Annotated in this window: 12 protein-coding genes; 5 read left to right on the top strand and 7 right to left on the bottom strand. The window is 60.4% G+C overall.

The window, feature by feature from the left end; genetic code table 11:
• Nucleotides 1-12 precede the first annotated feature (12 nt).
• Nucleotides 13-273: a hypothetical protein gene (locus tag HUW52_RS02320; RefSeq protein WP_175552873.1), complete on the bottom strand. Its 261-nt coding sequence runs from the start codon at nt 271-273 to the stop codon at nt 13-15.
• A 383-nt stretch (nt 274-656) separates the two neighbouring features.
• Here HUW52_RS02320 and HUW52_RS02325 point away from each other — a divergent pair, with 383 nt between their 5' ends.
• A complete protein-coding gene (locus HUW52_RS02325; protein ID WP_026000492.1) occupies nt 657-839 on the top strand; it encodes a type II toxin-antitoxin system HicA family toxin in 183 nt (60 codons plus the stop codon).
• A 59-nt stretch (nt 840-898) separates the two neighbouring features.
• Nucleotides 899-1300, top strand: coding sequence for a type II toxin-antitoxin system HicB family antitoxin (locus HUW52_RS02330; protein WP_049802102.1), 402 nt, complete (start codon nt 899-901; stop codon nt 1298-1300).
• A 5-nt stretch (nt 1301-1305) separates the two neighbouring features.
• On the opposite strand, the gene HUW52_RS02335 is transcribed toward HUW52_RS02330, so the two are convergent.
• Nucleotides 1306-2343, bottom strand: a complete 1038-nt coding sequence (locus tag HUW52_RS02335; protein ID WP_016983657.1) for a LacI family DNA-binding transcriptional regulator — start codon at nt 2341-2343, stop codon at nt 1306-1308.
• Between the two features lie 205 nt (nt 2344-2548).
• Here HUW52_RS02335 and HUW52_RS02340 point away from each other — a divergent pair, with 205 nt between their 5' ends.
• The 3 genes from HUW52_RS02340 to mgrA all read left to right on the top strand — a co-directional run bounded on the left by HUW52_RS02340 (nt 2549) and on the right by mgrA (nt 7242).
• Nucleotides 2549-4774 carry a TonB-dependent receptor gene (locus HUW52_RS02340; protein ID WP_175552874.1) on the top strand — a complete coding sequence of 742 codons (2226 nt, stop codon included), beginning with the start codon at nt 2549-2551 and terminating at the stop codon, nt 4772-4774.
• Nucleotide 4775: 1 nt separating this feature from the next.
• On the top strand, nt 4776-6095 hold the full coding sequence (locus tag HUW52_RS02345) for an LLM class flavin-dependent oxidoreductase (RefSeq protein WP_175552875.1): 1320 nt from the start codon (nt 4776-4778) through the stop codon (nt 6093-6095).
• Between the two features lie 109 nt (nt 6096-6204).
• Complete coding sequence (gene mgrA, locus HUW52_RS02350; RefSeq protein ID WP_016983660.1) at nt 6205-7242, top strand: L-glyceraldehyde 3-phosphate reductase; 1038 nt, start codon at nt 6205-6207, stop codon at nt 7240-7242.
• Nucleotides 7243-7440: 198 nt separating this feature from the next.
• Here the strand turns inward: mgrA and tauD are convergent, their stop codons facing one another.
• From tauD to gshA, 5 genes are all read right to left on the bottom strand, one after another.
• Nucleotides 7441-8283, bottom strand: coding sequence for a taurine dioxygenase (gene tauD / locus HUW52_RS02355; protein WP_175552876.1), 843 nt, complete (start codon nt 8281-8283; stop codon nt 7441-7443).
• A 144-nt stretch (nt 8284-8427) separates the two neighbouring features.
• A complete protein-coding gene (gene tauC / locus HUW52_RS02360) occupies nt 8428-9267 on the bottom strand; it encodes a taurine ABC transporter permease TauC (RefSeq protein WP_016983662.1) in 840 nt (279 codons plus the stop codon).
• Complete coding sequence (gene tauB / locus HUW52_RS02365; RefSeq protein ID WP_175552877.1) at nt 9264-10058, bottom strand: taurine ABC transporter ATP-binding subunit; 795 nt, start codon at nt 10056-10058, stop codon at nt 9264-9266. Before tauB ends, tauC begins: the two co-directional genes overlap by 4 nt.
• 16 nt (nt 10059-10074) lie before the next feature.
• A complete protein-coding gene (gene tauA, locus HUW52_RS02370) occupies nt 10075-11052 on the bottom strand; it encodes a taurine ABC transporter substrate-binding protein (RefSeq protein ID WP_175552878.1) in 978 nt (325 codons plus the stop codon).
• Nucleotides 11053-11366: 314 nt separating this feature from the next.
• Complete coding sequence (gene gshA, locus HUW52_RS02375) at nt 11367-12950, bottom strand: glutamate--cysteine ligase (protein WP_026000687.1); 1584 nt, start codon at nt 12948-12950, stop codon at nt 11367-11369.
• Nucleotides 12951-13218: the final 268 nt, after the last annotated feature.

Raw genomic sequence — 13218 nt, forward strand, 5'->3', positions numbered from 1 at the left:
GTCGGGACATTTTTATGACTCGGCGCTCAGTACCATGAACAACACCATCGCCGCCATCGGCACGCCGAATACCGCACTGCCAATCGCTATTTCCGAACCTGGCGGCTGGCCCGCATGCACCACGCCCACCGCGCCATTAATCACCGTCAATGCCAGCCACAGGGCGGCGAAGCCGTAGGCCATGGTCTGGCGACTGAAGCCGATGCGCTCGCCGATGTAGAGCATCAGCGCGAGCAGGACCAGGCCGAAGAAGATAATGATGGCGGTGTGCATGGCGGGTTCTGCCTGGTGGAGGTGCATTGCCTGAAGGATCGCTTTCGCGAGCAGGCTCGCTCCCACAATGGATCTCGGCTGGACATAAATTTCATGTACACAGGAAATCCCTGTGGGAGCGAGCCTGCTCGCGAAAGGGCCACCTCGGTGTTCTTTAGAGCATAGCCAGTCCCGCCACATCTCTATTGGACATATTTTGCGACCCTTACAGAGAGTTTGGCCGGCGACGTGTTTTTCTTGCTGGCCCAAGCCTGCCGTTGATCTGCCCCATAACCGAGAGATTGTTCAGTGAGCTAATATTTATCTGAGTGTGTATCGTGTGTATCAAAGGCTCCTGCGCCCTCTAGAGTAAATGGCTCTAGCTGTCGAACAGGGCAAAGGAAATGCGCAGTCGGGAAATGATCAGGATGATCGAAGACGATGGTTGGTATCTCGTGGCGGTGAAAGGCAGCCATCACCAATACAAGCATCCGCACAAGCCAGGAAGGGTGACGATCAAGCACCCTGATTCGGATCTGCCCAAGGGCACGATCAACAGCATTTTGAAACAGGCGGGCTTGAAATGAGGCCCGTTATTGGAAACGAAGGCCGTTTTATGGGCCTGTCAGAGGAAGGATTCACTCATATGAAATTCCCGGTCGTTCTGCACAAGGATGCCGACTCAGACTACGGAGTGATCATCCCGGATGTCCCGGGTTGTTTCTCCGCAGGCACTACGGTCGCTGAGGCGTTTGAAAATACTCAGGAGGCATTGGCGCTTCACTATGAGGGGTTGGTCGCCGACAGCGCGCCGTTACCGCAAGTGCGGGACATTGATGCTCATCTCGATAACCCGGATTACGCGGGAGGGATCTGGGGCGTGGTCGATTTTGATATCACCCCGTATTTCGGCAAGTCAGTGCGTTTTAACGCCACGCTGCCGGAGCAGTTGCTTGAGCGTATTGACCAGACAGTCCGCCGTGACCAGCGCTATCGATCCCGTTCCGGATTTCTCGCGGCGGCCGCCTTGCGCGAACTGTCGGTATAGCGAAGTCAGGTACTTTCCCGTTCGATGACTTGGCACTGCAGCAGGTTCAGACGTTGCACTTCGTCGCTCGGCAACACGCCAAGGCTTTCCAGCACGCGTGTTGCGGCGAGTACACCGATCTCCAGCGCCGGTGGTTTGATGGTGCTCAGGCTGGGCAGGAGCATCTCGGCGAACGGGTAATCGCCGAAGCCGAGAACGGCGCAGTCTTCGGGGATTTTCAAACCGGCGCGTTGCCCGGCCAGCAGGCCACCGGCGGCGAGGTTGTCGTTGGCGAAGATGATCGCGTCGGGGCGCGGTGAGGTGTTCATCAAGGCGTCCATCGCCTGTTTGCCGGCCTCGAATGGTGCGCGGTCAGCGTCGGGGGCGAAGACCCAAGGCTCTAATCCAGATTCGCGCAGAGTCGCCGCGTAACCGTCGCGTCGCTCCAGTGCGCTGAGGTCTCCCGGCGTACTGTTCTGCACGAAGACGATACGTTGGTAACCTTTTCCGAGTAGATATCGGGCGGCCGTCACGCCCACTTCAATATGCGAAAAACCGATCTGCATCGGCTCACGCTCCGGCTGGTAATCCCACGTCTCGATCACCGGAACATCCGCCTCGGCGATCATCTTTTCCGTGCCCGCACTGTGAAAGTGACTGGTCAGCACCAGCGCCGCTGGCGACCAGCCGAGAAACGCACGCACGGCGTTTTCTTCTTGTTCAGTGCTGAAGTAACTCGACGCCAGCAACAGCTGATAGCCATAACGACTGAGCGTATCGCTGAAGCCTTGAATGGTATTGGCGAAGATCGGACCGGAGATGTTCGGGATCACCATGCCGACGATCTTTCCCCGCGCCGATGCCAGCCCGCCGGCCACCAGATTCGGCACGTAACCCAACTCCGCCACCACCGCCGCAATCCGTTCGCGGCGCTCGGGCGAAACCTGTTCGGGCTGATTGAAATAGCGTGACACGGTAATCGCCGAAACCCCGGCCTCACGCGCTACGGCATTCAGGGTCACACGTCCGGCGCCACGACGTTTGCGCGGTTTTTCTTCGCTCAAGGCTCGATCCTTCTTAAAAACCAAATCGCATATAAAAGTAATTTTTCAGTATTGGACGCTCTATGTGCGGCTTGCCAATACTGTCGATGGTAGCGCTAACAAAGCGCGCTGTCTGCTACTCGCTCGAGCGAATGCCCAAGACACCGATTCAGGCGCTGTCGTCGCAGAACGGCAGCGGTTAAGGGCCAATTTCGAGCGGGCAAACATGCACAACATTCCTGGGGCGACACACAAACTGGCGCAGTCGATTCGCGCCGCCGGCTGGTTATTCACGGGGTTGGCGGCGCTGCCGTTGCCCAACGCATTCGCTGCCGAGAGCAGTGATCAGGAGTCGACACTCAAATCCGTGACCGTCACTGCCACGCGCCGCGAAGAGTCGCTGCAAAAAGTGCCGGTCGCGGTGTCCGTCATCGATGGCGAACAGCTTGAGCGCGACAACCGCAACGGCGTGGCCAGTATCGTGCAGCAAGTGCCGTCGCTGAATTTCCGTACCGGCGCTTCGAACAAGGACACCTCGTTGTTCGTGCGCGGCGTCGGCACGATTTCCACCTCGCCGGGCGTCGAGCCGACCGTGGCGACGGTGATCGATGGCGTGGTGTATGCGCGGCCGGGTCAGTCCACGCTCGATCTGCTGGATCTGGAACGCGTCGAAGTATTGCGCGGCCCGCAAGGCACGTTGTTTGGCAAAAACGCATCGGCCGGCGTGCTCAACATCACCAGCAAGGCGCCGACCGCCGAAACCCACGGTTACATCGATCAGTCGTATTACAGCGGCAACGAAAGCCGCACCCGTTTCGGCATCGGCGGCAGCCTGATTCCAGAGACGTTGAAAGGCTCGATCAGCACGCTGTTCGGCACCTACGACGGCAATGTCGACAACAAACACAACGGTCAGGAGGTCAACGGCTACAACCATCGCGGCGTGCGCGGCAAACTCGAGTTCACCCCGAATGACGACGTCACTTTTACGCTGATCGCCGACTACATGCAGTCCCACGACGACGGCCCCAACGGTGTCGTCAGCAAGTCGCTGACCCCGGCCTTCGCCAACGCGCTAAGCCCGGTCAATGCGACCAGCCACAACCGTGACATCAACACCGACACCCGTTCACACGTCGAGGACATCAACAAAGGTTTGTCCGGCCAGCTCGACTGGCAGTTGGGCGATTACACCCTGACGTCGATTACCGCGTGGCGCGGCTGGGACAATACTCAGTATCAGGATGGCGACCGTCTCGGCACCGTGACCGCAGCGTTTCCCGGCACGGCGGACAAGGGCGATCTGGCCTTCGATCAATATTCGCAAGAGCTGCGTTTGGCCTCGCCGAAGGGTGAATTCCTCGAGTACGTCGGCGGCCTGTTCTACATGCACGGTAAGGACGACGAGACCTATCAGCGCACGCTGACAACGACCACGCGCAGTGACCGTGGCGTCGCCAATTACAGCACCACCAGCGACAGTTACGCCGTGTTCGGCGAGAGCACGCTGAACTTCACCTCCGACTTTCGCGGCATCGCCGGCCTGCGCTACACCCACGATGATCTCGAATACGATCACCGCCGCGTCTCGACTTCGGCGACCACCGTCAGCGGCATCCAACCGGCCACCAGCAGTTCCGGTTCGGTGGACGAAGACGGTTGGTCCGGGCGCCTCGGTGTGCAATACGATTTGAGCGATGCGGTCACCACTTACCTGACCTACTCGCGCGGCTATAAAGGGCCGGCCTACAACGTGTTCTTCAATATGCAGCCGCGCGATACCGAAGCGCTCAAGCCGGAGACCTCGAACACCTGGGAAGCCGGGATCAAAGCCACGTCCTGGAACAATCGCCTGACCACCAACCTCGCGGTGTTCCACAGCGAGTACGACAACTATCAGGCGAACTTCTTCGACACCGTCGCCGGCCAAGTGGTGACGCGATTGATCAACGCCGGCAGCGTCAGCACCGAAGGCGTCGAGCTCGATTACGCCCTGCAGGCCACCCAACAATTGAAACTGTCCGGCGCGCTGGCCTACACCCGCGCACGCATCGACGAGTTCGCCTGCCCGGCGGGCGCGGCGGCATCGTGCAACGTCAACGGCAAACCGCTGCCGTTCAGCCCGGACTGGAAAAGCTACGTGCGCGCCGACTACACGATCCCGCTGGATAACGGTCTGGATATCGAACTCGGCACCGACTACAGCTGGCAGAGCGAAGTGCAGTACGACATCAGCCAGAACGCCGACACCAAGCAGGGCGCCTACGGTCTATGGAACGCCAGTGTTGCGCTGGCCGATTACAGCAATGGCTGGCGCGTCGCGCTGCTGGGCAAGAACCTCACCGACAAGTCTTACTCGCCGTTGCTTGCCAGCGGTGGCAACTACATCTATCGCGCTGTGCCACGGGACGACGAGCGCTACTTTGGCGTGCAACTGCGCAAGGATTTCTGAGATGAGCAGACAGTTGAAACTCGGCGCGTTCCTTATGGCCACCGGGCACCACGTGGCGGCGTGGCGTCATCCTGATGTGCCGGCCAATGCGGGTCTGGATTTCGCCCATTACAAGCGGCTGGCGCAGATTGCCGAGGCGGCGAAGTTCGATGCGTTGTTTGTTGCTGACAGTGTTGCCGCGCCGACCCAGGACATCGCCAGTCGCATGGCGCGCTCCGATCACTTTGAACCGCTGACGTTGCTCTCGGCACTGAGTGCAGTGACCGAGCACATCGGCCTGATCGCCACGGCGACCACCAGTTACAACGAGCCGTATCACGTGGCGCGCAAATTCGCTTCGCTTGATCATCTTTCGGGAGGGCGAGCGGGGTGGAATCTGGTGACCTCAGACAACGCTGCCGAAGCGCTGAATTTCGGACGCGACGAACATATCGGCCATGCCGAACGCTACGGCCGAGCCCGCGAGTTTCATCAGGTGGTGACCAGGCTTTGGGACAGCTGGGAGGATGATGCCTTCATTCGCGACAAGGCCAGCGGGGCGTATTACGACCCTGCGAAACTGCACGTGCTGGATCACGTCGGTGAGCACTTCCGGGTCAAAGGCCCGCTGAACGTCGCGCGTTCACCGCAGGGGCAACCGGTGATTGTTCAGGCCGGATCTTCCGAAACCGGGCGCGAATTGGCAGCGCAGACGGCTGAAGTGGTGTTCACCGCGCAGACCTCGCTGGCCAATGCCCAGGCGTTCTACGCCGATCTCAAAGGGCGCTTGCCGAAATACGGGCGCAGCGCCGAATCGCTGAAAATCATGCCCGGGGTTTTTGTTGTGGTCGGCGGTACCGAAGCCGAGGCGCAGGCAAAATGTGAAACGTTTCAGCAATTAGTCGAACCCGAGGTTGGCGTCGCCTTGCTTGGGCGTATGCTGGGCAACTTCGATTTGTCGAAGTACCCGCTGGACGGTCCGTTGCCTGAGTTGCCGCTGACGGAAAGCGGCCAGCAGAGCCGGCAGAAATTGCTCACTGAGTTGGCGGGGCGGGAGAACCTTAGCCTTGCCGAACTGGGTCGCAAGATTGCTGGCGGACGCGGGCATTACAGCCTGGTCGGTACGCCGGAGCAGATCGCTGATCGCTTGCAGGAATGGTTCGAACAGGGCGCGGCGGACGGCTTCAACGTGCTGGTGCCGCACCTGCCAGGCGGGCTTGAAGACTTCGCCAATGGCGTGGTCCCGGAACTGCAACGGCGTGGGCTGTTCAGAACGGAGTATGAGGGCCGGACGTTGCGCGAGAACCTTGGCCTGGCCCGACCCGGCAATCGATTTGTGTAACACCCTTCGCGAGCAAGTTCGCTTCCACAGGGAAAGCATTCCAATGGTGGGAGCGAGCTTGCTCGCGAAGCAGTCGACACCCCATTCAAGACAGACAAGAGAGGATTCGATGACTTACACCGCTGCCGAAAACCGCTATGACTCCATCCCTTACCGCCGCGTCGGGCGCAGCGGTCTGGTGTTGCCGGCGCTGTCGTTGGGCCTGTGGCACAACTTCGGCGACAGCACGCCGATCGACACCCAACGCGCCTTGCTGCGCACTGCGTTCGACCTGGGCATCAACCACTTCGACCTGGCCAACAACTACGGCCCGCCGTACGGCAGCGCCGAGATCAATTTTGGTCGTCTGCTGCGCGAAGACTTCAAGCAGTACCGCGACGAGCTGATCATCTCCAGCAAGGCCGGTTGGGACATGTGGCCCGGCCCTTACGGTCAGGGCGGCGGCTCGCGCAAATACGTGCTGGCCAGCCTCGACCAGAGCCTGCAACGCCTGGGTCTGGACTATGTGGATATCTTCTATTCGCACCGCTTCGACCCGGACACCCCGCTGGAAGAAACCGCCAGTGCCCTCGCCACCGCCGTGCAGCAGGGCAAGGCGTTGTACATCGGCATCTCGTCGTATTCCGGGGTGAAAACCCGTGAGATGGCGGCGCTGCTCAAAGAGTGGAAAGTGCCGCTGCTGATTCATCAGCCGGCCTACAACTTGCTCAATCGTTGGGTGGAAAAAGACCTGCTCGATACCACCGATGAACTCGGTACTGGCGTGATCGCTTTCACGCCGCTGGCGCAAGGTCTGCTCACCGACAAATACCTCAACGGCGTGCCGGCGGATGCGCGGGTCAATCGTCCGGGCGGTGGTTCGTTGCAGGCTTCGCACTTGTCCGAGGCCAACATCGCTCACGTGCGCGCGCTGAACGAGATTGCCAAGCGTCGCGGTCAGAGCCTGGCGCAACTGGCGCTGGCGTGGACGCTGCGGGATCCACGGGTGACTTCTGCGCTGATTGGTGCGAGCCGACCGGAGCAGATTATCGAGAACGTCGGGGCGTTGAAGAATTTGAGTTTCAGTGCTGAAGAGCTGGCGGAGATTGACCGGTTTGCCCAGGAGGGCGGGATCAATCTTTGGGAGAAGCCTTCGACGGCGGAGTAAGTCACCCTCACCCCAGCCCTCTCCCAGAGGGAGAGGGAGCCGACCGAGGTGTCTGTAGCCATACATCGACCTGAAAAACCGAGTCGATTATGGATTCAGCAAAGCACATTCAGGTCGGCGAATATCTACAGCATCCCCCAATCAGTCCCCTCTCCCTCCGGGAGAGGGTTAGGGTGAGGGGCTTTTGCTGTTCAAGGCTCAACGAAAAAACGGCACATCCCCCAACACCGTCGCCCGTTGCATCACCCGCCGCGCCGGGCGGTAATCATCCACTGCGTAATGCTGTGTCACGCGGTTATCCCAGAACGCAATATCGTCCTGCTGCCAGCGCCAGCGAATGGTGAATTCCGGCCGCGTTGCATGGGCGAACAGAAACTTCAGAATCGCCTCGCTCTCGGTTTCCGACAGCTCATTGATCTTCGAGGTGAAGCCTTCATTGACGAACAACGAGCGCCGCCCGCTGACCGGATGCGTACGAATCACCGGGTGCGACAGCGGTGGATTCTTGCGTCGTGCCTCTTCCCACTGTGCCAACGCTTCAGGCGTGTTGCCATAGCGCTCCAGCGGAAACGAGCGAGTGAAATCGTGAGTCGCGGTCAGGCCTTCAAGCAAACCTTTCAGCGGCGCCGACAGCGCTTCATACGCGGCAATGCCGCTGGCCCACAACGTGTCGCCACCGAACTCCGGCAGCAACTTGGCGCTGAGCACCGCGCCCATCGCCGGGGTTGGCAGGAAGGTCACGTCGGTGTGCCAGATCGCGTTGTCGCGCACGTCGGTGACGGCGGTGTCGAGGATCAGCACTTCCGGTTGTTCCGGTACGTTCGGGTAGATCGGGTGAATGTGCAGGTCACCAAAGTACGCAGCGAAACGCGCCTGTTGCGGTGGCTCGATTGGCTGATTGCGGAAGAATAAAACCTGATATTTGAGCAGCGCCTGCTCGATCGCGTCGCGGTGTTCCAGGCTCAGCGGCTGGCTGATGTCGACGCCGCTGATCTGTGCGCCCAGGGCTGAGCTTAATGGGGTGATGTTCAGGTTGCTCATGGTCTTTCTCTTAAATTCCGGATAACCACCTCCCTGTAGGAGCTGCCGCAGGCTGCGATCTTTTGATCTTGATCTTTTTAAAAACAAGATCAAAAGATCGCAGCCTGCGGCAGCTCCTACACGGGGATTCAAAAACGGGATGTGTCAGTGGGCCTGGCCGTGCCACGGCACCAGTTTGCGCTGCAGGGCGCGCAGGCCCATTTCCATGGCGAAGGCGATCAGCGCGATGACCAGAATCCCCAGCACCACCACGTCGGTGACGAGGAACTGCGCGGCCGACTGCACCATAAAGCCCAAGCCGCTGGTGGCCGCGATCAATTCCGCCGCAACCAATGTCGACCAACCCACCCCCAGACCAATGCGCACGCCGGTGAGAATGTCCGGCAGGGCGCTCGGCAAAATCACATGACGAATCAGCTGCACGCGAGTCGCACCCAACGACTGCGCGGCACGCAATTTCGCTGGATCAACTGTGCGCACGCCGGTAGCCGTGGCGATGGCAATCGGCGCGAAAATCGCCAGATAGATCAGCAGCACTTTCGACAACTCACCGATGCCGCACCAGATCACGATCAGCGGCAGATAGGCCAGCGGTGGGATAGGGCGGTAGAACTCGATCAGTGGATCGAGCACGCCGCGGGCAATGCGATTGGCGCCGATGGCAATGCCCACGGGCACGGCAGTCAGAATCGCGAAACCGAGGCCCAGACCGATGCGGCTCAGGCTTGCACCGAGGTGCTGCCACAACGTTGAATCCATGTACCCAGTGGTCGCCAGCAACCAGCCCTTTTGCAGCACGGCGGACGGTGGCGGCAGGAACAGCGGTTCGATCATTCCGGTGGCGGTGACTGCCCACCAGATCGCCAACAATGCAACCAAGGTCAGCAGGCTGATCCAGCGCGTGCTGAGGCTACGGCGCACGGGTATCGCCGCCGAAGCGCTGACCGGTTTTACCGCAGCCGAGGAAACGTCGTAACTGCTCATGCGCGCTCCTGCCGTTGCCCGGCGCTGCGTTGCGAGAACACTTTGCTCAGCACGTGTTCGCGGGTTTCGATAAAACTCGGATCGGATTTGATCGCGCGGGCGGACTCGCCAGCGGCGTAACGCTGACCGAAATCCAGCTGCAGGCGCTCAACGATCTGCCCCGGATTCGGCGCGAGCAGAATCAGGTCAGTGGCGAGGAACACCGCTTCTTCAATGTCGTGGGTAATCAGGAAAACCGGCTTGGCCGTGCGCTGCCAGACTTGCAGCAACAGCTCCTGCATCTGTTCGCGGGTGAACGCATCGAGGGCGCCGAAGGGTTCGTCCATCAGCAATACGCGTGGGTCAGCGGCGAGGGCGCGGGCGAGGCCGACGCGTTGTTTCTGGCCACCGGAGAGTTGCCAGATACGGCGGCTTTCGAAACCGGAAAGGTCAACCAACGCGAGCATTTCACGGGCGATTTTTTCGCGTTTGTCCCTGGCGACACCGGCCAGTTCGAGACCGAACGCGACGTTGGCCAACACATCCTGCCAGGGCAACAAAGCGTCGTCCTGGAACACCACGCCACGTTCGGCGCTCGGGCCTTTGACCGGCACGCCGTCGAGGGTGATGCGCCCGGCGCTCGGTTCGACGAAACCGGCAATCAGGTTCAACAGCGAGGTCTTGCCACTGCCAGACGGGCCGAGGGCAACCAGCAATTGCTGAGGCCCCAGGGTCAGAGAAATATCCGCCAGCACCGGTGTCGGGCTGCCCGGGTACTGTGCGCTGATGCGCTCCAGCTGTAGCAAGGCCATCGCAGTTAACTCCCGATCAATTGGTGATGTATTTGGCGCTGACGTACGGCGCGTAGTCCGGCAGAACGGCTTCGACCTTGCCTTGCTCCTTGAGGAACGCGGCGGTGTCGGTGATGGCTTTGGTGGTCGGCGCGCCGAGGCTGACGACCTGGTCAGCCGCCAGCGGGTAAACGTTGCCTTGCAGCAGCAACGGAATATCGCTGGCCTTGGCGCCGGAGAGTTTCACCAGTTTGTCGACGTTGGATTGGTCGGCGAGCCAGGCCTTCGGGTCTTTGCGGTAATCGGCGTAGGCGTCGAGGGTGACTTTGGCGAATGCAGTGACGATTTCCGGGTGCTTCTCGGCAAAGTCTTTACGCACGATCCACGCATCGAAGGTTGGCGCGCCAAACTTGGCCAGCTCGCCGGAGGTGATCAGCACTTTGCCGTTTTCCTTGGCCACACCGAGGGCCGGATCCCACACGTAGGTGGCGTCGATGTCACCGCGTTTCCATGCGGCGATGATCGCCGGTGGCGCGAGGTTGAGCACGGTGACTTTCGACGGGTCGATGTTCCAGTGCTTCAGCGCCGCGAGCAGGCTGTAGTGTCCGGTGGACACGAATGGCACGGCGATTTTCTTGCCGACCAGATCTTGCGGGGTCTTGATGCCGGAACCGTCACGGGCGACCAGTGCTTCAGCGGCGCCGATCTGGGTGGCGATGAGGAACGTTTCGACCGGGACTTTGCGCGTGATCGCGGCGGTCAGTGGGCTCGAGCCGAGATAGCCGATCTGCACGTCACCGGAGGCGATGGCGGCGATGATGTCGGCGCCGTTGTCGAACTTGCGCCAGGCGATATCGGCTTTGGTGGCTTTTTCGTAAGCGCCGTCGGCCTGGGCGACTTTCGCCGGGTCAACAGTAGTTTGGTAGGCGACGGTGAGGTCGGCGGCCTGAGCCAGAAAACTCGCGGCAGCCAGAGAGGCTGCGGCGAGCAGGCGAAGCGGGAAATTCAGTTTCATTGAAGAGCTCCATATCAGGCGACCGAGCGTCGGCGTGAAAGGAGACTAAATGATCTAAGAATCGGTAAATAAATAACTTTTTAGAATGAGCTTATGAGCGGAAAAATCTAAGCGGGAGATGTGTTCGAGAAAAGTTGTGTCATTGAGATCCAGCCCCTCACCCCAGCCCTCTCCCAATGGGAGAGGGGGAAAGGGAGCAGATCGGGGGCTTTTCAAATCCTGAGTTCGACTTGGTCGTTCAGGTCGGTGTAGCTCGAACTGACAACACGGTCAGTCCCCTCTCCCTCTGGGAGAGGGTTAGGGTGAGGGGCTCTTCAGTTACTGATCGCCAAAATACTCGCCTGATACGACCCGACAAACACATCAAAATCCCCAACCTCGTTCTGCTCCAGCTCAGCCTGCGCGGCCAGCGAAGTACGCGCCAGCTCCTCAAACTTCGCCTGCTCATCCGCCGCCAGTGGCTCGCTACGGAAGAACTCGGCATGTGCCTGACTCTGACGCAGGGAGAACTGCGCAAAGCTTTCCTTGTGTTCAGCCATCGCCGCCAACACCTGCGCGGAAGGCGTCAGGGACGGATCGCTGACCTTGGCCAGTTGCGCATCCAGCGCCTTGCTGTGCGCATCGCCGCCATGGCTCTGATCCAGCAACGCCGCCAGCGGGGCGATTTGTTCCAGCAGTTCGGCCGCCCATGCCTTCATCTCGACCGGTTGACCGTCACGCTGCAATTGCAGGCCCGGACGACGGCCTTCCTTGACCACGCTGAGAAAGTTCGAGGTGGCGTTGCCGCACGAGGTGTTGGTCAGCAGCGGGCTGTCGTTCAGCGCGCAATACAGCAGGAACGCATCGAGGAACCGCGACTCGGTGAGGTCGATGCCCATCGGCAGGAACGGGTTGATGTCCAGGCAACGCACTTCGACGTACTGAATGCCACGGGCCACCAGCGCCTGAATCGGCCGCTCGCCGGTGTAGGTCACGCGTTTCGGGCGGATGTTGGAGTAATACTCGTTTTCGATCTGCAGGATGTTGGTGTTGAGTTGCACCCACTCGCCATCCTGGTGCGTGCCGACTTCAACGTACGGTGCGTAAGGCGTGGCCACGGCTTTGCGCAGGCTGTCGGTGTAGCTCGCCAGATCGTTGTAGCACGGCGTCAGACCGGCCTGGGCGTTGCTCTGGTAACCGAGGTCGCTCATGCGCAGGCTGGTCGCGTACGGCAGATACAGGGTGTCCGGGTCGAGTTGTTCCAGTTGATGCGATCGACCGCGCAGGAAACCGGCGTCCAGCGCTGGTGAGGCACCGAACAGGTACATCAGCAGCCAGCTGTAGCGACGGAAATTACGGATCAGCGCGATGTAGGAAAACGACTGGAAGTCGCGGTCAGTGCCGACAAAACCTTCGGTTTCGCGCAGCAGTGGCCAGAGCTGTTCCGGCAGGGAGAAGTTGTAGTGAATCCCGGCAATGCACTGCATGGTCTTGCCATAGCGCAGGGCCAGGCCCTTGCGGTAGACGTACTTGAGCTGACCGATGTTGGAGGTGCCGTAGTAGGCGATCGGGATGTCTTCCTCGGCCGGCAACGGGCACGGCATCGATGGACTCCACAGGTACTCGGTGCCGAGCTTGCTGTAGGCAAAGCGGTGAATCTTGTCCAGGCTCGCCAGTGTGTCGGCTGGATCCGGCAGGGCGGGCGTGATGAATTCCAGCAGCGACTCGGAGTAGTCGGTGGTGATCTGTTCGTTGGTCAGCGCGGAACCCAAGGCTTCGGGGTGCGGCGTTTGCGCCAGGCGACCTTCGCTGGTCACGCGCAGGCATTCACGTTCGATACCGTGCAGGCACTGCTCGAGCAGAGAGAGGTTAGCGCGCTCGCCGAGCAGAGCCAGGCGGCGGTTGAGAAGTTCGCTCAATTTGGATTCCTTCACGCGTCAGTCGCCCCAATATGGGGGTGGGCAGGACGGTCTACAAGGGTGAAGTTGAAACTGGCGTTTTCGCCTGGTTTTTCGGGCCTGTAAGCCCCCATTGAATCGCCAACTTCATTCCCTGAATCTGGCGGATGCACGCGAACTGTGGGAGCGAGCTTGCTCGCGAAGGCGGAGTGTCAGGCGGCTTGAGGCTGACTGAAACGCCCTCTTCGCGAGCAAGCTCGCTCCCACAGAAAAGCTCGACGCTGCGATC

The organism is Pseudomonas sp. 43A (genome assembly GCF_013363935.1).
GTDB classification, from domain to species: Bacteria; Pseudomonadota; Gammaproteobacteria; order Pseudomonadales; family Pseudomonadaceae; genus Aquipseudomonas; species Aquipseudomonas crudilactis.

Coding starts and splice junctions, on each gene's coding strand:
- HUW52_RS02320 (WP_175552873.1), bottom strand. CDS start 273: ATGCACACCGCCATCATTATCTTCTTCGGCCTGGTCCTGCTCGCGCTG.
- HUW52_RS02325 (WP_026000492.1), top strand. CDS start 657: ATGCGCAGTCGGGAAATGATCAGGATGATCGAAGACGATGGTTGGTAT.
- HUW52_RS02330 (WP_049802102.1), top strand. CDS start 899: ATGAAATTCCCGGTCGTTCTGCACAAGGATGCCGACTCAGACTACGGA.
- HUW52_RS02340 (WP_175552874.1), top strand. CDS start 2,549: ATGCACAACATTCCTGGGGCGACACACAAACTGGCGCAGTCGATTCGC.
- HUW52_RS02345 (WP_175552875.1), top strand. CDS start 4,776: ATGAGCAGACAGTTGAAACTCGGCGCGTTCCTTATGGCCACCGGGCAC.
- mgrA (WP_016983660.1), top strand. CDS start 6,205: ATGACTTACACCGCTGCCGAAAACCGCTATGACTCCATCCCTTACCGC.
- tauD (WP_175552876.1), bottom strand. CDS start 8,283: ATGAGCAACCTGAACATCACCCCATTAAGCTCAGCCCTGGGCGCACAG.
- tauC (WP_016983662.1), bottom strand. CDS start 9,267: ATGAGCAGTTACGACGTTTCCTCGGCTGCGGTAAAACCGGTCAGCGCT.
- tauB (WP_175552877.1), bottom strand. CDS start 10,058: ATGGCCTTGCTACAGCTGGAGCGCATCAGCGCACAGTACCCGGGCAGC.
- tauA (WP_175552878.1), bottom strand. CDS start 11,052: ATGAAACTGAATTTCCCGCTTCGCCTGCTCGCCGCAGCCTCTCTGGCT.